The 20,404-nt window shown below is 62.8% G+C and carries 19 protein-coding genes and 1 pseudogene; 5 read left to right on the top strand and 15 right to left on the bottom strand.

The features are described from left to right. A partial coding sequence (locus B5F74_RS11720) for an ABC transporter ATP-binding protein (protein ID WP_087202692.1) occupies positions 1–1,474 on the bottom strand: 1,474 nt, incomplete at its 3' end. After that, positions 1,475–3,367, bottom strand: coding sequence for an ABC transporter ATP-binding protein (locus tag B5F74_RS11715; protein WP_087202690.1), 1,893 nt, complete (start codon positions 3,365–3,367; stop codon positions 1,475–1,477). A gap of 105 nt (positions 3,368–3,472) precedes the next feature. Here B5F74_RS11715 and B5F74_RS11710 point away from each other — a divergent pair, with 105 nt between their 5' ends. Then, positions 3,473–4,474 carry an AraC family transcriptional regulator gene (locus B5F74_RS11710; protein ID WP_087202689.1) on the top strand — a complete coding sequence of 334 codons (1,002 nt, stop codon included), beginning with the start codon at positions 3,473–3,475 and terminating at the stop codon, positions 4,472–4,474. Between the two features lie 107 nt (positions 4,475–4,581). Here the strand turns inward: B5F74_RS11710 and B5F74_RS11705 are convergent, their stop codons facing one another. From B5F74_RS11705 to B5F74_RS11695, 3 genes are all read right to left on the bottom strand, one after another. After that, positions 4,582–5,475 carry an acyl-CoA thioester hydrolase/BAAT C-terminal domain-containing protein gene (locus B5F74_RS11705; protein ID WP_087202687.1) on the bottom strand — a complete coding sequence of 298 codons (894 nt, stop codon included), beginning with the start codon at positions 5,473–5,475 and terminating at the stop codon, positions 4,582–4,584. 15 nt (positions 5,476–5,490) lie between these two features. Next, positions 5,491–6,123 carry a DUF6796 family protein gene (locus tag B5F74_RS11700; protein WP_066829502.1) on the bottom strand — a complete coding sequence of 211 codons (633 nt, stop codon included), beginning with the start codon at positions 6,121–6,123 and terminating at the stop codon, positions 5,491–5,493. Between the two features lie 207 nt (positions 6,124–6,330). Beyond that, positions 6,331–6,885 (bottom strand): DUF5714 domain-containing protein, encoded by a 555-nt coding sequence (locus B5F74_RS11695; RefSeq protein ID WP_087202685.1) that lies wholly within the window; start codon positions 6,883–6,885, stop codon positions 6,331–6,333. 112 nt (positions 6,886–6,997) lie between these two features. On the opposite strand from B5F74_RS11695, the gene B5F74_RS11690 reads away from it, so the two are divergent. Next, complete coding sequence (locus B5F74_RS11690; protein WP_087202683.1) at positions 6,998–7,708, top strand: metalloregulator ArsR/SmtB family transcription factor; 711 nt, start codon at positions 6,998–7,000, stop codon at positions 7,706–7,708. Positions 7,709–8,019: 311 nt separating this feature from the next. Here the strand turns inward: B5F74_RS11690 and B5F74_RS11685 are convergent, their stop codons facing one another. From B5F74_RS11685 to B5F74_RS11655, 7 genes are all read right to left on the bottom strand, one after another. Then, complete coding sequence (locus B5F74_RS11685) at positions 8,020–8,361, bottom strand: type II toxin-antitoxin system RelE/ParE family toxin (RefSeq protein WP_087202681.1); 342 nt, start codon at positions 8,359–8,361, stop codon at positions 8,020–8,022. Then, the gene (locus B5F74_RS11680; RefSeq protein ID WP_066829506.1) at positions 8,351–8,620 is read right to left on the bottom strand and encodes a type II toxin-antitoxin system Phd/YefM family antitoxin; all 270 of its coding nucleotides are present in this window, start codon (positions 8,618–8,620) and stop codon (positions 8,351–8,353) included. The genes B5F74_RS11685 and B5F74_RS11680 overlap by 11 nt, the downstream gene beginning before the upstream one ends. 184 nt (positions 8,621–8,804) lie before the next feature. Further along, entirely contained in the window at positions 8,805–9,269 is a 465-nt protein-coding gene (locus tag B5F74_RS11675; protein ID WP_087202679.1) for a helix-turn-helix transcriptional regulator, read from the bottom strand. 170 nt (positions 9,270–9,439) lie between these two features. Next, positions 9,440–10,237, bottom strand: coding sequence for an ABC transporter permease subunit (locus B5F74_RS11670; protein WP_087202677.1), 798 nt, complete (start codon positions 10,235–10,237; stop codon positions 9,440–9,442). Positions 10,238–10,246: 9 nt separating this feature from the next. Beyond that, a complete protein-coding gene (locus B5F74_RS11665; RefSeq protein WP_087202676.1) occupies positions 10,247–11,167 on the bottom strand; it encodes an ABC transporter ATP-binding protein in 921 nt (306 codons plus the stop codon). Further along, positions 11,164–11,793: a TetR/AcrR family transcriptional regulator gene (locus tag B5F74_RS11660; RefSeq protein WP_158095787.1), complete on the bottom strand. Its 630-nt coding sequence runs from the start codon at positions 11,791–11,793 to the stop codon at positions 11,164–11,166. The genes B5F74_RS11665 and B5F74_RS11660 overlap by 4 nt, the downstream gene beginning before the upstream one ends. Positions 11,794–12,058: 265 nt before the next feature. Beyond that, on the bottom strand, positions 12,059–13,489 hold the full coding sequence (locus tag B5F74_RS11655; protein ID WP_087202672.1) for a sodium:alanine symporter family protein: 1,431 nt from the start codon (positions 13,487–13,489) through the stop codon (positions 12,059–12,061). A 1,323-nt stretch (positions 13,490–14,812) separates the two neighbouring features. Between B5F74_RS11655 and B5F74_RS11650 the strand changes: the two genes are divergently transcribed. Continuing rightward, positions 14,813–16,339 (top strand): gamma-glutamylcyclotransferase, encoded by a 1,527-nt coding sequence (locus B5F74_RS11650; RefSeq protein ID WP_087202671.1) that lies wholly within the window; start codon positions 14,813–14,815, stop codon positions 16,337–16,339. An 83-nt stretch (positions 16,340–16,422) separates the two neighbouring features. On the opposite strand, the gene B5F74_RS11645 is transcribed toward B5F74_RS11650, so the two are convergent. Beyond that, positions 16,423–17,472 (bottom strand): hypothetical protein, encoded by a 1,050-nt coding sequence (locus B5F74_RS11645; protein ID WP_087202669.1) that lies wholly within the window; start codon positions 17,470–17,472, stop codon positions 16,423–16,425. Positions 17,473–17,694: 222 nt separating this feature from the next. Here B5F74_RS11645 and B5F74_RS11640 point away from each other — a divergent pair, with 222 nt between their 5' ends. Next, a complete protein-coding gene (locus B5F74_RS11640) occupies positions 17,695–18,066 on the top strand; it encodes a hypothetical protein (RefSeq protein WP_087202667.1) in 372 nt (123 codons plus the stop codon). Between the two features lie 28 nt (positions 18,067–18,094). Here B5F74_RS11640 and B5F74_RS11635 read toward each other — a convergent pair whose 3' ends face one another. Both B5F74_RS11635 and B5F74_RS11630 read right to left on the bottom strand, forming a co-directional pair. Continuing rightward, positions 18,095–18,637 (bottom strand): DUF4411 family protein, encoded by a 543-nt coding sequence (locus B5F74_RS11635; RefSeq protein ID WP_158095786.1) that lies wholly within the window; start codon positions 18,635–18,637, stop codon positions 18,095–18,097. Further along, the gene (locus B5F74_RS11630) at positions 18,634–19,776 is read right to left on the bottom strand and encodes an ImmA/IrrE family metallo-endopeptidase (protein ID WP_158095785.1); all 1,143 of its coding nucleotides are present in this window, start codon (positions 19,774–19,776) and stop codon (positions 18,634–18,636) included. The genes B5F74_RS11635 and B5F74_RS11630 overlap by 4 nt, the downstream gene beginning before the upstream one ends. 277 nt (positions 19,777–20,053) lie before the next feature. Between B5F74_RS11630 and B5F74_RS12550 the strand changes: the two are divergent. Next, positions 20,054–20,404, top strand: a pseudogene (locus B5F74_RS12550) (hypothetical protein); the annotation flags it as partial.

Raw genomic sequence — 20,404 nt, 5'->3', positions numbered from 1 at the left:
GGCGCTGGGGTACCTCAGCCCCGAGGAGTTCGAGCGGGCCAACTGGCCCGAGGAGGACCGCCACCCGATGGCGGCGTAAGGGTGTAAACGGAATCGGGGTAGATTCAGCCCGCGCCGCCGCGCGCACCTCCTCGTCCGTGGCGCCGGCGCGGCCCATGCGGATGTTCTCCATCACCGTGTCGTCGAATAGCGTCACGTCCTGGAAGACCACGGATACGTTGCGCAGCCACGACTCCTCGTCCAACCCCGCCAGGTCCACCCCGCCCGCGCGTATCGAGCCGGACGAGGGAGCGTAGAACCGTGCGACGAGCTTGGCGACCGTCGACTTGCCCGAACCGGAAGGGCCGACGAGCGCGGTCACCGTGCCGGGCTCCATGCGGAAGGAGATGCCGCGCAGGACCTCATCGTCGCCGCCGGCATACGAAAAGCGCACGTCGCGCAGGTCAATGGGCTTTACGCCCAAGCCCGACGCATCGCCCGCTCCCGAAGCGACCGGCTCGTCGGCGAGCGCCCGCAGGCGCGCCGTGCGCCCGGACAGCTGCAAAAGATTCGGCAGCTGCGAGAGGATCGACGTGATGGGTCCGTACACGCGTGAGGCGATGAGCAGGAACATGAGCAGCGTGAGGAAGTCGACCTCACCGCCCGCAAGGAGCGCGCAGCCCGAGAAAACCGTGATGCCCACGCCCGCCTGGAGCACCGTGGTCGCAGCAGAGACGCATACGTCCACCGCGAGCTCCACCTTCATCGCGATGTCCCGCAGGGCCCGAAGCGCCGCGCGCATAGGCGTCGACTGCGCCCCCACCTGCCGGCACGCGCGGATGTCGCGCATGCCCTCGACGTAATCCATGAGCTGCGCGGAGGCCGCAAGACGTGCCTCGGTCTGCCGCTCGAAAAGCCTGCGCTCGCGTCCGCGCGCGGCGAGCACGATGAGAAGCGCCGCCGGCAGGGTCGCGAACACGCCGAGCGCGAGCCGCCACTCGAAGAACGCGAGCATCACGCAGACGACCGCCGTGGAGACGCAGCTTGCAACGAGCTGCGGGACCGTGCTCGACATGAGCGACTCGCGGCTCGACACGTCGCCCATAAGGTTCTCGGTGAGCTCCGAGAGGTCACGCTGGTTGAAGAAGGACATGGGCAATCGGCGCAGATGCTCGGCCAAGCCCATACGCGTGGCCTCCGTTTCGCGGTAGGCCGTCACATAGGTGCGTCGGTAGTCGTTGCGCGCGCAAAGGAAGACCGCGACGAGCCCCACGACACCCGCCGCGAAAAGTCCCCAGAGCGCCTGCCAATCCACATCCTGCCCCGTGAGGCGCATGAGCACCGTGCCGAAAACCATCACCGTGATGGTAAACGGCACCATGAGCACCAGGTTGGTGAGCGTGCATGCCGCGACGGCTCCCTTGAGGCTGCGGTATCCCTCGTCGGTGAGCGCGAGCGCGCGCTGCACCCGCGGCTTTCCGTTCGCATCCATCATCTAGACCACCTCCTTGTCGGCCGAAACGCACGGCGCGTCCAGACCCTCCGACTTGACATCCGAGCCGATACCCCACGAGAGGGCCTGCGTGTAGCGCTCCCACATGCGCGCATAGGCGCCGCCCGCGGCGAGCAGCTCCCCATGGCAGCCGCGCTCCACCACGCACCCGCCGTCGATCACGGCGATCTGGTCGGCCCCCACCACGGTGGAGAGCCGGTGCGCGATCATGATGACCGTCTTGCCCGCCATGAGCCGTTCGAAAGCGCGTTGGATGAGATGCTCGTTCTCGGGATCCGAGAAGGCTGTCGCCTCGTCGAGCACCACGATGGGACGGTCCGCCAGGATCGCGCGGGCGATGGAGACGCGCTGCGCCTCTCCGCCGGAGAGATGCACGCCCGCGCTGCCGTACACCGTGTCGTAGCCTTGGGGCAGCGCGCGGATGAAGCCGTCCGCCTGCGCGGCGCGCGCAGCCTCGACCACCTCCTCGCGCGTGGCGTCGGGGCGAGCCATGCGGATGTTCTCGAACATGCTCGTCCGAAAGAGGTGCACGCCCTGGAACACCATACTCACGCAGCCCATGAGGTCGTCGGGATCCATGTCGCGCACATCGACGCCGCCGATGCGCACCGCTCCGGCGTCCACGTCCCAAAAGCGCGCCACGAGGCTCGCCACGGTCGATTTGCCCGCGCCGGACGGCCCTACGATGGCGAGCGTCGTGCCCTCGGGCACGGCAAGGCTCACCCGGTCGAGCGCGAGCGCGCCGTCGCCCTCGCCCTCCTCGCCACCGGAGCCATATGCGAACGACACGCAATCGAGCTCCACGTCGAAACGCTCGGGCGCGCGCACCGCCTCGGGACGCGGCGCGGGAAGCGGATCGATGCCGAGCAGCTCGTCGATGCGCGCGAGCTGCGCGCCGATGATCATGCTGTCCTCGGAGATGTACATCATCTTGTTGAGCGCGCCCGCGATGGAGGGCACGAACAGCAGGTAGAAGATGAAGTCGAGCGCGAAGGCGCGAAAGTCGGAGCCCGCGAGTCCCGCACCGAGGATGATGCCCACCGGCAGGATGAACAGGTAGGCGTTGTTGATGATGGCCGTGAAGGCGGGCATGAGGCTTTGCCAGAACAGCGCCACGTCGAGCGCCAGGTCCGTATAGGCGCGCACCGCGGCGGAAAGGCGCCCGAACGACTCCGCCGTCTGACCGAACGTCTTGACCACGGGCATGCCGCGCACGTACTCCACCGTGGCGTTGGTCATGTGCTCCTGGTTGACCAGGTGGCGCCGCATCTTCTCCGTGACCGCTTTGTTGGAGAAGCCGGCGGCCTCCACGCCGAAAGCCGCCACCACGCACGCCACGGCGGCAAGGCCGAAGCGCCAGTCGAAGACGAATAGCAGCACCGCGATGGCCGCAGGCGCCGTGAACGCCGCCACCGTGTCCGGCAGCGAATGGGCCAAGAAGCCCTCTATGGCGCCCACGCTCTCGTCCATGACCTTGCCCACGCGCCCGCTGCCAAGCGCCTCGAGCCGCCCCAACGGAATGCGCGCCAGATGCTCGGCCATCTGCAGCTTGAGGTTGTACTCGGCATCGAAAGCGGCGGAATGCGCGCAGAGCAGGGCGGCGAGGTAGAACCCGATGTTCCCCACCACGCCCGCGATCGCCATCCAGCCGAAACCGGCCATACGTGCCGCGTCCAGCGCCGCGAAATCGGGGTAGATCGCAACGACATCCGCAACCACGAGGTACACCACGATGAACGGCACGAACGAGCAGAGGGAGGAGAGCGCCGAAAGCACCATGGAGAGGTAGATGAGCCACCTCCCGCCTCCCGTGAACCCGATGACGCGGGCGACCCAGGATGTCTCCTTGCCCGCATCCTCCTTCCGATGTGCCATCTGGCCCCCTTTCCGTCGCGACTGGACGAAGTCCCCGTACAGACGCAACAAGTTAGATTAGACTTACAGTCATTCTGAACTGATGCATTGAACGGGGAGACGGCCATGGGGAAAACGACCGACGCGAGAGCCGAGCGACCGGACGGAGAGCCGGAGCTCTTCCAGGCGGCAGAGCTCGAGCGCATGGGGATGCTACCCGCAAAGCAAGATGAGGGGGCCGGCACGCTCTTTTTGGGCGACGGGGTTCGGGCAGACGGCTGGTACCGCGCTTGGACCTGTGGGGACTTCACAGTGGTCACCTGCGATTTCACCATGTTCCAGGACACGCTGTTCGCCATCGACACGCGCCGCTATCTCACCGTGCGCGGCCCGATGGCGCGCCCTTATGACCGCGAAGCCTCGACGGAGGCCGCCGCGATCGCCTACATCGAGACGCGCGAGGGATGGGTCACCTCCCCCGTTTTGGCGGGATCTCATTTTTCCTATACGGAGGTGGAGTACTTCGAGGACGCCCTTCGCGACGCGTTCGCCGAGCTCGGCCGAGACTCCATCGACGAGATATCATCGCTTCTCGCTGAGATGCACCGCAGCGTGGGCTGGGCTCCGGGAGTCCTCTCCGCGCTCGGCGAGATAGCCCGTACCGATCCGATGGCACCCGGCGCCTCTCTCGTCTACGAGGGCGCCGCCAAGATGCTGCTCGGCGCGCTCGTCGGAACGACGGCTGCGGCCCTGCCGAAAGACCAAGGCGACCGGGCAGGCATCCTCGCCGCCATCGAGCTCGCGCACGCGCGGTGGCGCGACGGCGCGAGCCAGCAGGAGGCCGCAACCGTCGCGGGAATGGGCCTCACCAAGTTCAAGCGTCTCTTTCGGCGGACGACCGGGCGCTCATGGGGCGCGTACCTCACCGAGATGCGCCTGCGGGAGGCGCGGTCGCTGCTCACGTCGGGGCGCACGGTCAGGGAGGCGGCGGAGCTTGCGGGCTATCGCTCCCCCACGAGCTTCGCGGCGGCGTTCGCACGGGCGCACGGTGTGTCGCCCCAGCAGTTCAAGGAGCTTGCGCGCCTGCAGGCGGTGAACGTCGGGGGCGCCCAGGCACTCGATGGGTAAGCAGGGACTCCGAAACAACGCGCAGCACGTTTTGGGACGTGGTCGCTTGCACGACGATGGGTTGAAACAAGCACGTCCCCAAATGACCCATTATGATGCGGGCCGAATCACCGCCACCGCTCCAGGAAATCGAGGACGCAGCCAAACGCAGCTTCGCGGCTGGCTGCGCACTCCCGGGGAAACTGCCGCTCCTCTCGAAACAGCTTGAGCATGCCGGTGTCCATGGGCACGATGATATGGCTCGCATGCCCATAGGAAAGGCGCTCGACTTCCCAGGGATGGCTGTGGGCGCGAAGGCGAAGCTCGATGCGACGGCACGCCTCGTCGCTCGGCCACATGGAGTCGCGCGCAGGACTCACCAGCAGCACGGGACCGCGGATCAGCTCGACCTTGATGGCGGATTGCTCCGTCGCGCCGCCGAGCATCCGCTCGTACACAAAGCGCATGTCGAGCTGACGCCCGCGAAGCGACCGTAGGACGATGCTCGCGTAGGGCAGACGCATCCCGCCGGGGACGCAGGGCAGCGGCTCATCGCGCCACGTCCAGCTTGAGCGCGCGGCCACGCCTTTCGACAGCAGACTGCCGCTGCCCGTGATACCCGGCATCACGTGGTCGAGCGGAGAGAGCGCCACCGCGCATGAGATATCGGGCATAAGCGAGGCGGCGAGCAGCGCCAGCTCCCCGCCCTTGGAGATGCCGTAGACGCCGATCCTCTCGAAGCCCCGCGACCGCAAGAGCCCCGCGGCGCGCTCGACGCTTTCTACGGGAACCTCCACGAGTTCGCGCGGCAGACCGGGCGCGTTCCAATAGCAGAGCCCTAGCGCCGTCACGCCTTCATGTGCGAAGCGCGCCCCGAGGTCGCGCGGGATGTTCTCGTTGCCCTCGCTGCCGCCCATAACGATGAGCGCCTTGCCGGCGAAGCGGGTGGCACGATCGCTATCTGCTGCAGGCGTATGCAGGAACCCGTGAAAGCCGTCTTGCCCGACATCGAAGCACTCCATGCGCACCGCCCCCTCCTACAGCAGGACGAAGGCGATCATCGCCGCGAACATGATCGTGAACACGAGGTTGCTCCAACCGCCGAACAGTACGCAGCGGGCCGGCTGGGGCACACGCAGCCACGCGAAACCGAGAAACGACGTCACAAGGGGCGTGGTCACGACCATCCACGGCGGAAGCTGCGTCTGGCCAAGCACGACGAGCATGCCGAGGAGCACGAATGCCGCGTACATCGGGATGGTGGCCAGACGCTGGAGCGCCATGATGTTGCCGGCTACCCGATCGACAAGTCCGTCATCCCCCGTACGCGCGGCAATGGCGAGATACGGATACTGGGCGTGGTAGGCGCCGCCACAGATGAGCGCGAAAGCGAGCAGGGCGGCAACCACACAGGTCAGCCAAGAGAACCCGCCTGTCGCGAGCATCGGCAGCCCTGCGAACCCGACGACATAGAAAAAGGAGGCGACCGGCCCGAGCATGCCGCCCAGCCGCACGCGCCCCTCGGGCAGGTCGCGCATGATTCTCGCATAGGGTCTCAAGGTGCCATCCATGTCGTAGGCGCCGGGCGTGAAGTACAGCAGCATGTCGCCGGCGAACATCACGAGCGAGCCGACGAGGCCGATTGCGAGGAGCGGAATTGCGGACGTCATGGCGGTCTCCCGGATTCGGCGCTTATAAAGTTAGCTTACTTTAACATACGCGAGGCGGAACGAGCGCCCCAATCGGTCAGGTTTCGGACGGACGGATAATCCCGAAACGGGGCCGTTTTCGCTCCCACGATGAGCAGAAATGGTCCCGTCCAAAAAGCACCAGCCGTCTGGGCACAGAATAGATTGGTCGATGCCCCTGCGGAGCGCTTAGCCGAAATACGGGCAGGAGCTCCCGATACAGACGGTGTTGTTGCTCGAGACCGTGCAGACGGGGCGCGACGCGGGCAGCCCCAGCTCGACGCCGAGCGCACGCGAGAACCACGGCGTCGCCTCGCGCACCGCGATGCGGGAGTCGCGCTTGCAGCAACGCGGCGCCCCCGCACGCGCGATCTTCTCGAGCAGATCTGCCACCATGAGCTGGGTCTCGCTCCATCCCGCCTCCTTGAGCGGCGCGTTTTCCTGCGCGATCGCGAGCGCCATGCCGCATGAGGCGGCCGCGCCGCACACACCCCAGCGCGCGCAGGCCCCTCCCGGCACACCCGAGGAGCGCTCCTCCAGCTCGTCGAGCTGGGCCTCGAGGTTTCCGTCCGCTCCCGCGCGCTTGGCGCAGGCGAGCAGCGCCGCACCAGCAAGATAGTGGTGGACGGGGCCGAAGGTGGGACACTCCGGCACCGCCATCAGCTCCTCCAACAGATCGGCAGGACATGTCGACGTGCTGCGCAGGCAGATCTCCTTCACCCACGACGTCCCGTTATGCTCCATGATCAGCCCCTCTCGTCTTCATATCGATATTTATCAATATATCTGTCAGATCGATATCCGTCAATGTATAGGATACAATCTGGCTGAGCCAACCGTCTTGGAGGAGCGCACCATGACAGCTAGAACCCGCGTCGCGTTCGTCTGCACGCACAACGCATGCCGAAGCCAGATAGCCGAGGCGCTCGCGCGTCTGCGCGCTTCGGACATCATCGAGCCGTTCTCGGCGGGAACCGATCCCGAGGACACCCCAAATCCCGATGCGTTGCGCCTGCTCGCCGCACGCGACGTCGACACCACAGGCCTTCGCAGCAAGGCGCTGGGCGAAATCCCCGCAGTCGATATCGTGGTGACCATGGGTTGCGGCGTCAGCTGCCCCACCCTGCCGTGCAAACATCGAGAGGACTGGGGACTCGATGACCCGACGGGAAAGGGGGACGCGGCGATGGAGGCGTGCATGCTCGCCATTCAGGAACGGGTCGACGACCTTGCGCAGCGCCTGAGAGCCGGTGAGCTCGCACCCCGGACGCCCAGCGTGGCGGTCCTGCGCGCGCTCGCGGACGAGACCCGCCTTGAAATCGTCGCCGCCCTCTCGCGGGAGGGGGAGCTGTGCGCCTGCAAGCTTCTCGATCATCTCGCCGTAAGCCAAAGCACGCTCTCGCATCATATGAAGATTCTCGTCGAGGCGGACCTGGTCTCCCAGCGCAAAGAGGGGCGCTGGTCCCATTACCGGCTCGACCCGGAGCGATTCGCATGCCTTGGACGCGCCATCTCCGCCCTCGCCGCCCCATCGCTCGACGAGGGCGAGACGTTGCGCCGGGAATGACATGCGACGGAGGGCTGCGACACAAAGCGGACCGTTTGGCGCGCTAGGAGCTTTTATTGACCCCCTTTAGCGTGCCAAACGGTCCGCTTTTTACTGGAGTGGCACTCGTACGCCTGCGTTAAGTGCAGCTTGTCCGCGTGTCCACTCGCCACGAAGTCGACTTCACCTGCTCGCAAAGCACCGACGGAAACACCGTAGTCACGTCAAACGAGCACGTCGCATATGGTGCATTCCAGCTGAGCGCCATAGTTCTTGGACGAAAACCGCGTCGCGGGGCAATTCAAAGCAGGCGGTAACCTCCAAAACCTCTGTCAAAGCGCGGAGCCATGCCCATGGTCGCAGCGCTCGACAATCGACCCGTAGTCTTGCAGGGTAGAAAACACGCGATATACAAGAACGGTGTCTTTATCATTGTAGGAATAGAGCAGGACATACCGTCTCACAAAACATGCACGTAGACCGCGCGCAGTGCACGACGGCTGTCGAGAAATAGCGTACAGTTCAGGGTTATTCGAGATGCGATCTACAGCATCCTCAAACGCAATCAGGTGTTCGCGCGCAGCGTGGGGACTCGCCAGCTTGACCGCGATATAGCCGATGATGTCATCAACGTCCTGCTGAGCTCGCTCGGTCCATAGAACATCACAAGCCATATTTGGCTCGAATCTCGCTCAAGCCCTCGCGCATATCGGAAACGCGACCGGCACGTATGTCGCGATCTGCCTCTTGAAGTAAACGCTCCAGATGCTCTTCAGGTGTTTCTCGGCGATACTCGCGAAACAAGTCAGCATCAATGACGACGAATTTCTCATAGCCGTTTTTCGTCACGATGACCGGCTCGCCCGCTCGTGCCACCTTCTCAGCAAACGCCGCACTGTCCTTAAGTTCACTAATCGGTACGCAAGTCGCCATAATTACCTCCTAATTATGGTTGAATTATACCGAAATTTCACCCAATAGCGAATGAGCATCTCGTCAGCAGCAGATGCATTCCGAGGATAAAACGTGCTGAGATTGCGCATTTACATAGGATAATAGAGAAGCCTACCACTACGGAAAGGCGGCGACGCTCGCCGCCGAAGCGCGAAGGCGGGGCCTACTTCTCCCCTGCCGCCTTGGCCTGCTTCCAGACCCCATAGAGAATATCCTTCAAGGCGAGCATGGCATCGAGCTCGCTGTAGCCGTGTTCCGCCTTGAGCTCGTCGAGCATCTGGCGGATGCGGCGCGCGTACAGAGGGATGTTGACCTCACCTTGGTACTTGGCAAGGATGGGGTACTTCTTCGCCCAGGCACTCGTCCAGTCGATCTTTTCCTCAAGCACCTCGCTCGAGCGCTCGATGGCCTCCTCAACCTGGCTCACGTCGAGATCGAACTCGATGAGCTCGTCGAGCGTCACGCCGTAGAGCGTGGCCAGGCGCTTGGACTGACGAATATCGGGCAGCGTCTCGTCGGCCTCCCATTTCCCGATCGTCTGACGGGACACGCCCAGACGCTCGGCCACCTCCTCCTGTGTTAAGCCGGCCTTCTTTCGAGCATGAAACAGACTGTTGCCGAGCACCATGTGGTTTTCTCCTCTCCGCGTGCCGCGCGACCACCTTGGAGCGCGCGATGCGGCTTGACTTCATCGTTTGCCAAAAGGATTATCCCAGCCGAAGGGGCGCCGAAGCCACCAACAGAGAGCGACTTTTCCGCACGCAAAACCGACATGGCAGGAAGATGGCGGCACGCCCTCTACACGCTCAGGTCGCGGCGCGCAAACGCGGCTATCCCCAACGCGAAAAGCACGACCCCCGATATGGCAAGCACGACCGCGCCCGCAACGGCCCCGGCCTCACCGAAGGCCACCCCAAGAGGGTCGAGAAGCGCAAGGGGCGTGATGTCGCCGAGCCATGAGAGCTCGTCCCCTACCCCTGAGAGCATCTGCACGAGGACGAACAGCGAGCACACGGCGACGCCCGCCCATCGCGCAGCCGTGACACCCGGCAGGGCGCAGGCGCCCGCCCAGCATGCGCCCGAGAGAAACACCCACAGGCACAGCGTCGCCACGTTGACGGCAACGAGATCGGCGGCACCGATCTCGCCGGGAAACATGGCGTGGGCGCAGGCCAGCTCGGACGCGGTCAGCACCGCCATGAGGAGAGCGAGGCAGAGAGCAAGGACGCCCGCTTGCGAGAGCATGAGCCTCGTGCGGCTCACGGGCTGCGCGAGGAGGTAAGAGATGCTGCCGCGCTCGATGTGTCGGACCACGAGCCGGCTGACGAGGACCGCCACAAGAACGAGGGGAAGCACCACAAGCAAAAAGCCGTACAGGTAGTTGACGACAAACTCCAACAGCGTCGTCCCCTGGTCGGCCATGCCGAAGGCCGCGAAGAGCTCGGGCATGGCGTCGCGCATAAGGGCGAGCGACTCCCCGAGCTCAGGATCGTACATACCGATGATGACGACGGCGTAGAGGACGACCACCGCGGCGATGATGGAGGTCGGGAGCAAGCAGGAGCGGAGCTCGTGTTTGAACAGAGGAAGGATCATCGAAACCCCCTAGTTGTGCCGTGAGGGCTCGCCGCCCTCGTACAGGTGCAAGAACAGCTCCTCGAGCGTCTGCTCGCGGGACGTGATCGCGGCCACGTCGTATGAGGAGAGCTCGCGGATGAGCGCGTTCACGTCGCGCACGTCGCGGATCTCGACGCTGCGGACCTCCCCTTCCGCGGGACCATCCCCGTGAGCGAGTTGCCAGCGCGAACGCTCCCGCGCGCTCGAGAACTCGACCGTGTAGCCGCGGCCCCGCATCGAGCGCACCTCGTCCATGGTGCAGGTCATGGCCACGCGCCCCGCACGGATGAACGCAACCCGGTCGCACGCCCGCCCGACCTCCTCGAAGATGTGCGAGGAGAGCAGGATGGCGGCACCCCGCGCGCGTTCCTGTTCCACAAGATCAAGGAAGCGCTCCTGCATGAGCGGGTCGAGACCGCTCGTGGGCTCGTCGAGGAGAAGCACGTCCGGACGGGCCATGAACGCCGCCACGATGGCCACCTTCTGCCGATTTCCCTTGGACATCCCGCCGATCCGCGCACGGAGATCCAGCCCAAAGATATCGGCGAGCTCCAGCATCCGGGAACGGTCGCGCATGCCCCGCATTCCCGCCATGAGGTCGAGGAAGGACTGCGCGGTCATCTCCCGCATGCACGAGTTTTCTCCTGGAAGGTAGCCTAGATGCGCCTGCACCGACGGCCGTTCTCGGAAGCAGTCGTACCCGAGGACCTCGGCCGTCCCCTTTTGCGGCCTGACGAACCCCATGAGATGGCGCATCGTGACCGTCTTCCCCGCCCCGTTGGGGCCGAGAAAGCCGAGCACCTCGCCCGCCGCCACCTCGAGGCTGACGTCGAAGACGCCGCGGCCGCGGCCGTAATCCTTCGTGAGCCCGCGCACGCTGATCGCGGGCGTCGTGCCGTTCGCTGTCATAGGTATTCCTCCTTGTACGTGGCCCGTTTCAGCCAATCGAGCCAGACGAGAAACTCGGAAAGCATCGCCTCCAAGTCAAACTCGCCTCCGCCGCGCAGCTGTTCGTGCAGGTAGCCGTCGCCGCACCACACGAGCATGCGCGCCGCGCGCATGGGGTCGACGTCCTCTCGGAAGCGCTCCCAGCGCACGTGGCCCAGATACGTCTGCACCATAGCGGGCACCGCATCCGTCATGAACGCGTCGAGCACCCCCGATATGTCGCGATGGCCGAGGTAGAACGCGCGGACAAAAAAGTCCATGATGCGCGGGCTCGAACCCACGAGCCCGGCCTTCCGCGTCGCGGCGTAGCGCATAATCTCGAAGAAATCGTCGATCTCGTACCAGCGATCGTCGACCACCGCGTCCGCAACGCGCCTCGTGAGCGCCGTGAGCACGTAGAGATAGAGATCGCGCTTGTTTCTGAAGTAGAAGAAGATCTGGCTTTTCGACACGCCTGCGCGCCTGGCGATGTCCGCCGTGGACGCGCGGGCGTAATCCTCGTCACCGAACACCTCGGCGGCGGCGTCAACGACGGCGCGCCTGCGGTCCTCGGGAAGATTCTCGAATCGCTCGAACCTGTCTGACATGAAGCTTTGCCCCCCTTCGACTTTCAAGAACAAGGCTACCCTGTTGACCAGGATATGGAAGGGGCTTTGAGCAGGCAGGATAACGGTATGCGTCATGCAAGGCGCTCTGGCTGGGAGCCTCGCAGTCGCCCTCCGCGCTTACCGAGCATGGTGAGCGATGGGGGGGTCAATGACACAAAGCGGGCCGCTTGGCACGCTTTGTGTCATTGACCCCCTGCCCTTTCTTCAGGAATACGCGAGGGGCGCCGCACCCGGCGCACCCGCGCTACTTGTCGCGGAACGTCAGCAGATCGCTGTAGTCTTCGTTGCGCGGACGACGGAGGTCGGGATCGCGGAAGAAATCCTGCGAGAGGCGCTTGATCACGGGCGAAAGCGCGATGAGCGCGATCAGGTTCGGAATCGCCATCAGGCCGTTGAAGCAATCGGCGAACTCCCACACGGCATCGAGGTTCGCCACGCAGCCCGCGAACACCATGGCCACATAGGCGACCTGGTAGATGCGGATCGCCACGCGACCGCCCCGACGTCCGCGGAGCAGGTACTCCACGCACTTCTCGCCGTAGTAGTACCACGCGATGAGCGTCGCGAAGGCGAAAAGCATCAGCCCCACCGTCACCACGTACTGACCGCCCGGGATGCTCTGTCCGAAAGCCGCGGAGCTCATGGCGCCCTCGGACATCATGGGGTCGGCGCACCAGAGCCCCGAGGTGAGGATCACAAGCCCGGTGATGGTGCACATGACGATGCTGTCGAAAAACACCTCGAACGTGCCCCACAGGCCCTGGCGCGCAGGGTGGTCGGTGTCGGCGGAGGCGTGCGCGATGGGCGCCGAGCCCATGCCCGCCTCGTGGGTGAACACGCCGCGCGACATGCCGACACGGCAGGCGTACATGACCGTAGCGCCCACGAAGCCGCCCGTGGCCGCCGTGCCGGTGAAGGCGTCGCGGAAGATCATGCCGATGGCCGCCGGGATCTCGGCCGCGTTGATGACGAGCACCACGAATGCCGCGATGAGGTAGAACACGGCGGCGAAGGGCACCAGCACCTCGGTGATATGCGAGATGCGCTTGATGCCGCCGATGAGGACGAGTCCGGCGAGCACCGCCACGACGGCGCCGATGACGGGCAGCGGGATGCCGAACGTCGCGTTCACGCTGCCGGCGAGCGAGTTCGCCTGCACGCTCGCCCCGATTCCGAACGACGCCAGGAAGCCGAAGATGGCGAAGAGCACCGCGAGCCAGCCGGTTCCCAGGCCTCGGGAGATGTAGTACATGGGACCGCCAACGATCTCGCCGCGCTCGTTGCGAGTCCGGTAGGCAACCGAAAGCGTGACCTCGCAGTACTTGATGACCATGCCCGCAAGCGCGCTCAGCCACAGCCAGAAGATCGCCCCCGGGCCGCCCGTCGCCACCGCGAGCGCCACGCCCACGATGTTGCCCGTGCCGAGCGTCGCCGCAAGCGCGGTGCACACCGCCTGGAACGGCGAGATGGCGCCGTGTTCCAGCTCGTCCTTGTTGGGACGATGGAAAAGCGTCTTGGTGGTGTAGCGCATCACGACGTTGAAGCGCGTGAAGACGACGCCCTTGGTGACGACGAGCAGGAACACGCCCGTTCCGATCATCAGCACGACCATGGGAATGCCCCACAGCACATTGTTGTTCAGCGTGGCGAGTACGGACATGATGGAATCGAACATGTATTTCCCCTCGGCAGGTCCCGTTATGCAGGTCATGGGCGAAGCCATAGGGTGCTAGTGTACACGCGCTATGTTTCCATCTCATGACGAGCCCGCCCGATGATGCGCGGCACATTGCATCACGGGCGCCAGCTCCGCACTACCAGGGACGGCTGCTCGGAGCCATCTTTACCGCCAGTGGCGGTTAAATAATGGCGGTAAAAGGAGGATATATGGCCTATGAACCGCCCTTTGAACAGACAGCCGGAATCAGCAATGCTTGGAAATCGTCGAGCTCGACCGCTCTGCACGATCTGCTGAGCGCGTTATACCGAGTTTGAGGAAAGGCGGCGCATCACGGACTCCCTCCCGCCCGTGATGCGCCGCAGTGTTGAACACCCGCCAACGGTACCCAGAACTGCGAGAGAGGGTCCATTTTGAAGCCCTCTCTCGCAGTTCTGGGTACCGTTAGCGGGTAACCTGCTGGGCAAGCGCCGACCAACGGCACCGTCCCCCTCCCAGCGAAAGTGGCTAGAAATTTCCATTCTGCTGTAGGCGAGGCGCGGTCTTCCCACCGCGTATACGGAGCCTCGAGATCAGCCCGTCACGCGGTCGAGGCGCGAAAGGCGCGCCCCCGGAAGGCCGCACGCCGTATTGGCCAGTAAAACGGCGCTTCCCTGGGCGGGAGGAGCTCCATGCCCCTCGCCGCAACTTGCGACCGCATCGGAAGTGCTGGAGCACAGCAGGCGCGCATCCTTGCGCCCCAGGAGCTCCCATATAAATCCTGCGTAAGCGGGCAAGATGCGCGCGATGGGTCCGGGAATGCCCCCTCCCGCAGGTCTGTCGCCCTCGCAAGACGTCCAACGAATAGCGGCGCCACCACGGCAGGATCAGCTTAACAACCCTCGTCCCCACCCCGCGAAGCGCAAAATCTCAATTGCTAAAAACAAGTACCCGCCCAGCCACCGTCCAGCCGAAAAGCTCTGAAGGAACTTGGAGCGCCCCTAGCACTAATCGCTGTGCGCGATCCTTCTACCCTCTATCGCAACAGAAACAAAACCATGTCATATCAGCCTATGCATTCCATCTCTTTGATGCATCTAGCTGACCAAACGGCAAGTATCGCCCCTCGCCTGACGCATCCCTACTCGCAGTACGCCCCTTCTCGTAAGCAATGCGGTGTACATACCGAAGGCGACAAGCACCGCACAGTCACCAACAGAGACCCATTTGCTCGTTATTCAAATTGCCAAGCACCGCTTGGCAGCCACAAACGCGCATCTGCCAGAAAATATAATCAGCAAAGGCGCGCCGGCTATCACCCCAAGACTGAAAGGATTCACCATGGAACTCAAGCTCATCCGCGACCCCTTCATTCAAGTCAATTCCGCTGGCCCCCAGGAAAAGATGTACCGCCGCCCCGATACCGAGCAGATAGACCGCATGGACACCGCGCTCGCCCATTTCCGTGATAGCGAGCCCGTGGACTCTGATGACTTTGCTGCTGCACTCGACCAAATCCTAGATTTCCAGCGTGAAGACGGAAGCTTCTCGTACTTCAGCGATTACCGTATGGATTCTGACTGCCGCGTCGATTTTGTCTACCGTCCCAGCTACGCGTGCTGCCAGATTCTCATGCGTGCCGTTCTTGCTATGCACGAACCGCCGAGCCCTGAGTCCGGCCTCTACGACGCGCTGCGGCGCGGGCTCACCTTCTGCTGCGGGCGCGGACTTGCGGGCCACGGATTTGATAGCGAGGTCCAACAGATCGATGATCTCCGCAATTTCGCGAGCGCCGGCTATCCAGAATTCGCCGACCGCCTCTCCGACATATGCCCGGACTTCTGCACAATGGTCGCATCGATTATCTCCGGATACGAGCAGCGCTTGTTGGGATGCCGCACTATCGTGGGGTTTGGGACCGACATAACCGTCCGCGTCGCCGAGCTGCTCGAACTCTTCGGACGCGAAGCCCTCATTCCCGTCTTTGTGTACGGCTCGCTTATGGAAGGGATGCGGAACGCGAGCATACTCAAAGGCTGTGCGCACAGAGGCCCTGCGCGCCTGAACGGACACGCCCTCTACAGCCTTGGCTCGTTCCCCGGCATCAAACCAAGTGATGACGGCGGATGCACGCTTGGTGAGGTTCGTATGGTGGACGCCCGCACGCTGGAAAAGCTTGATGAGCTCGAGGATAACGGCAAGCTGTACCGCCGAGCGGGGGTCGAAGTCGTCATGCAAGGCATGCTCCACGCGCACGACCGCAAATGTCAGGCTTGGACCTACGAATACCTCGGCGAAGTAGAGAGTGCGACCCGCGTGCCCGAGCAGCTGCAACCGTGGTCCCGTACGATTGCCCTGCGCAAAACACATGTTTGGTACGTTGCGTACGGGTCGTGCATGAGCTACGAGCGCTTTATGTGCTACCTTGCGGGCGGAACCTGCAAGGACAACGGTCGGACCTATGAGGGATGCAGTGACCCTACGCCCCCGATTTGCACCGCTTCTATGCCCCTTTTTCACGATGTGTATTTCGGCAACGAAAGCCGCTCATGGGGCGGCGCGGGAGTAGCGTTTCTTGACGTCGACAACCCCGGTTTCACCCACGCGCGCGCGTACCTCATCACGCGCGAGCAATATGAACAGGTTCGTGACCAGGAGGGACGCAGTGGCCAGTGGTATGGCCGTGAGGTGGAGCTGGGCACGCGCACAGGCATCCCCATGCTCACGTTTACCAGCGCCGATAAGCGTCCGCACAACGCTCCAAGCGAGGCGTACCTCAGCACCATGCGCCTCGGCATAAGCGAAGCGTTCCCCGGCTATGCCAGCGCCGAGGATCCGGAGCTTCTGCTTGCGGAGCATTTGAAGTAGACATTGCATGCGGCGCGCGTGCGGGTACAGCCAGATTCCACCCGCATACGCGCCGGCAAGCCGTCCGGTTCAGAGCAGGACTCCTATTCAGAAGCCTCCTCGATATCGACAACGTCCTCCCAGCTGAGCGAAACGAGGGAACCGTCATCGAGCTCCACGACAAAACAAAATGCAGGGTTCTTGCTCTTGTCCTTGAGATAGAAGGCAGGGTTCTTCCCAAGCGCAAGGCGACCATAGACTTTAGGTGCTTCCGCACTCTTCTCGCCATGCTCATCATCCCCTGCTTCGGCATCGCCACAAGCCAGCGTTATGCAAACGCGCCTCCTGCTTTTTTCGAGATACATCCAATTACGCGAACGGCGGACCTTTGTCATCTTCTTTCTGTCGCCAGCACGATGCGTCTCGAAGTCATACCAGGGCGCCTCCCCCTTCTCTGGCTTTGCCCCGCGCTCCTCCAGACGCGCATCGATCTTTCCACGCGCGTAGTCGGTGAGTTGAAAGTATATTTTCTCGGCGAGGTCGCGTGCGATGACCGCATGCGGATCCAGACTGTCCCTTCCGCTCCACGCCTCACCAAGCACGCTGAGCAACGCATATACCTCGGTAAGATTAAGCGGCAGCAATATCGGGTGCACGGTTGACCCATATTGTCTATGGCATGGGGGCGCGATTTTGACCTGCATATCTCCCAGACGAAAACCATTCTGCAACGCGCTGAGGCGGGTTCCGATAGCGTTCCGGGTGCACCGCAGGACATCATGTGCAATCTGCTCCTGTGTCATAGGTGTATGCAGAGCCTTCAGAATGGCCAGATTGATTTCGGCATCGTTTAAAAACGACTTCTCCAAGTCGTAAGTTGCCCTGATCCGGCGTCGTCCTGTCGGGTCGGTGCCCTCGAGCTGCTTGCTACGCAAGACAACCACTAAATCATACACCTCACGATAAAGCTCCAGGCGTTCATCGCCGCAAAGCTCGGTATCGGCATACCTCGCAAGCTTCATCTTGAATTCGTTGAAATTGTCGTCGAATTCTTCAAGAGACAATTCGGCGAACTTACGTCCTACGCCCCTGAAGAAACGGTGCAGCTGCTCTGTGGAAAGATTCTTATCCTCTATAAATGTCCTCAGGCCCATGTGTCCGCCCCCTTCTATACTTCAATGCCGCTACGAGCCCAAGTTACTTCCGACAGCCCTGCCGTGAACGCTCGGTGCTCTATTCAACGCCCTTCCTTCAAGGTAAGTATATTTCCTCACGCAGTGGAGCCGAGGAGCTTGACGAGCTTGGTGCTCTTACGGTCTGCTCAACGCCATTAGGCGCAACAGCTGCGATCCGAGTGCACCAGTGGCGGAGTTGTTATGAGGCGCGCTCCGAACAATAATCCCACTCGATTGCCCGCTCTGGTTCTGGCGATCTTGTTTTCGCAGGTCAAGGAGACACACTCTTCGGGAATCGCGGTTTCTGGTACCAATGGGGTCGATTTCTTACCTGAAGAACATGTGCTTGCCCCTCACTTCTCTGAGAGGAACCTTCTTGAACTGCAACAAGCCACCGAAAGACTTCTCGTCGGCCGCTGCGGACACTTCGCCCTGGTACTTGAGGGCCGCGAGCTCGCCGAGCTGGCAGGGACGCGCGACGACTTCACCGAGGAGAATATCGAGGCGCGCACAGCGGAGATCATCGACTCGTTCGTGGACTACCTGGGCGAGGCCGAGTTGCTTTCCGATTGACGGGAGCGGATCTCCGGCGGTGGGTCCGTCACGCGGTTCTCCTGAGCTCAAATGCAGCGCTCATCTTTCTCAGGAAAGGCACCACTTCGATATGCCGCACCTCAAAGTGATCGCAGACGTCGAGGAGCGAGACCTTAGTGGGTCGCAAAGCGCGCGAGACCTCATGGGTGACAACCGTCTCCCCGTAAACACTTGCATGTGCGACGAGCCATGGGTCAGCCACGCCTTCATGGAGGAAGCCTTCGATAGCGCTGCGGCGCTTCTGTCTTTGATCATTGCCTTCTAGCGAGCGAACATACGCAGCAACCGCCAGGTAGCGTTCGAGGACGGCTGTGTTCTCCACGCAATCTTCGAAGCGATTCCTCCCCAGTTCCTTCGCCCACTCTGATAGCTCATCCTTATGCCCTTGGAGTTCCTCATAGACAGGAACTATGCTCCGAACGCGCTTACTGCCGAGCTCCATCCGCAGAAAGTCCCAATACCCCGGAACCACGTCAAACGGGTACCAAGTATTCTTGGGTTCTATGAACACGTTCGTATCGAGGAGAAACGCCTCGGATGATGGCGTCACAGGTACCTGCCTCCCTCGGCGTAGAACTTCTTGAAACTGCTCGCATTCATATCGGTGAGCCTGTAGGCATCGGAAAACAGCAGACACTCGGACTTGACACCCTCGAACACGGTGTCGGCAAAAAGGTCACCCAACATGCTCTTCTGAACGATGTAGTAGGAAGGCCCTCGATCGGTTTGCTTCTGCTTCGCAGAGCCGATATCCTCCAGCCTACGCTTGTAGGCGCCGTAGATTCTGAAAAAATCGTCACGGGCTATGCATCCAAGCTCGTGCGCTCTACGCAGGCAGACAATTTCGCTCGCCTTCGTCGCCTTCCTGAGAGAGGCGACCGCCTCCTCGGTCGGCGCCTGATCGAAGAAGGTGAAGACGAGGGAGGCGGGAACGAGCACCTCCGCCGCCACGGAGTCGCACAGATCCTCCTTCTCCGGCATCTCGTAGACCATGTCGTCTACGCCCGTCTCATTGAAGAGAAGGTGCGCGAACTCATGGACGAGGGTAAAGAGCTGGGCCGATCTTGCGTCCTGGGTATTGAGGAAGATGATAGGCGCGTAATCATCCGCCAGCACGAAGCCTCGGAACTCGTTCACGTCGTAGGGTCTGCTGCCATGATGAAAGAAGCTGCCGGCGCACGTGTACACCCCGGTGGATTCAATCTTCCTGCGCAGAAGCCTCACCGTCTCGTCCGCCTTTAGGAAACGTGCCCAACCGTCCTCAAGGGAGAGGATGGAGCGAATCATAGACACGGCTCTCTTGGCATCTCGATCGCCAGCGCATGTTCCCATGAAGCTCACCGGCTCGTTGCCGGAGTCTTCCAGATACGCACTGAGCCAGTCCTGTCGGGACTGCATGAGATTGATGGTATCGTAGAGCTCGGGGCTCGGCTCTTCCGCACTGCCGGAATAGGTGGTGCGATAGTCCGGTATCTGCAGGGACATGCTCGGAACAGTGTCATCGTAGAAGTACGCAAGCGGCACATGCGTTTTCCCCGCCAACTTCTGCATCTGCTTTACGGTCGGAACCTTCTCGCCGGTAACCCATTGCTCCGCGCACTTGCTGATGCCAATGAAATCGCGCGGCTCTTTGCGGACGCGCTCCATTGCCCAAGCAATTACCTCGGGATTAGGGATAATCCTCGTCAATTTGAGCGCCTCCCCTCGTGCCTGATCGCAATGGACCCATCTGACCGCTTCCATTGTATCAGCCGATTGCTCGGGTAAGGACAGGATAGACGCATCGCGGGGCTCATGCCTCTTCGTGACTTGATTTGCAGGTTGAGAGAGGGGGCCGGGATTGCCAGAAAGGGGAAGGCGCCGGCGGAGAGGTCTTACGCAAGCCTCGCTCGCGGCGACAGGCGCGGGGAGGCGATGCGCCAGCTCGGCTCGGCGGCCCCCCCTGTCGGCGAGGATCGAGTGCGAGATGCAGTCGTCCGTCGGGTCGGCGGCCGCGGCCCTCGGCATGGAGGTGGCGAGGAGCTACTCCGGGGAGCGGAGGCCCGACCCCCTCAACGCGGTGCACGGCGCGATGAAGGGGTTCCTCGCCCGGTTCAGGGGGCTCTCGTCGCGCAGGGCGCAGCTCTACCTCGACTGGTTCTCCTGGCACTCGGGGTTCCGGGGCCCGGGTGCGGCGCGGGAGCGGCTGTCGGCGCTGATCGCGCTCGTTGAATCTCCCCCGTTTCCGTTGACACATCGAGTTCCGTTTGGGCATGATGCCGTAAACGGGGAAAGGGGGCATGGGATGGGACATCCGTCGCCCAAGTATTCGGCAGAG

The organism is Collinsella sp. An271, assembly GCF_002159695.1.
GTDB classification, from domain to species: Bacteria; Actinomycetota; Coriobacteriia; order Coriobacteriales; family Coriobacteriaceae; genus Collinsella; species Collinsella ihumii.
This window is presented reverse-complemented; position numbering and strand designations above follow the sequence as displayed.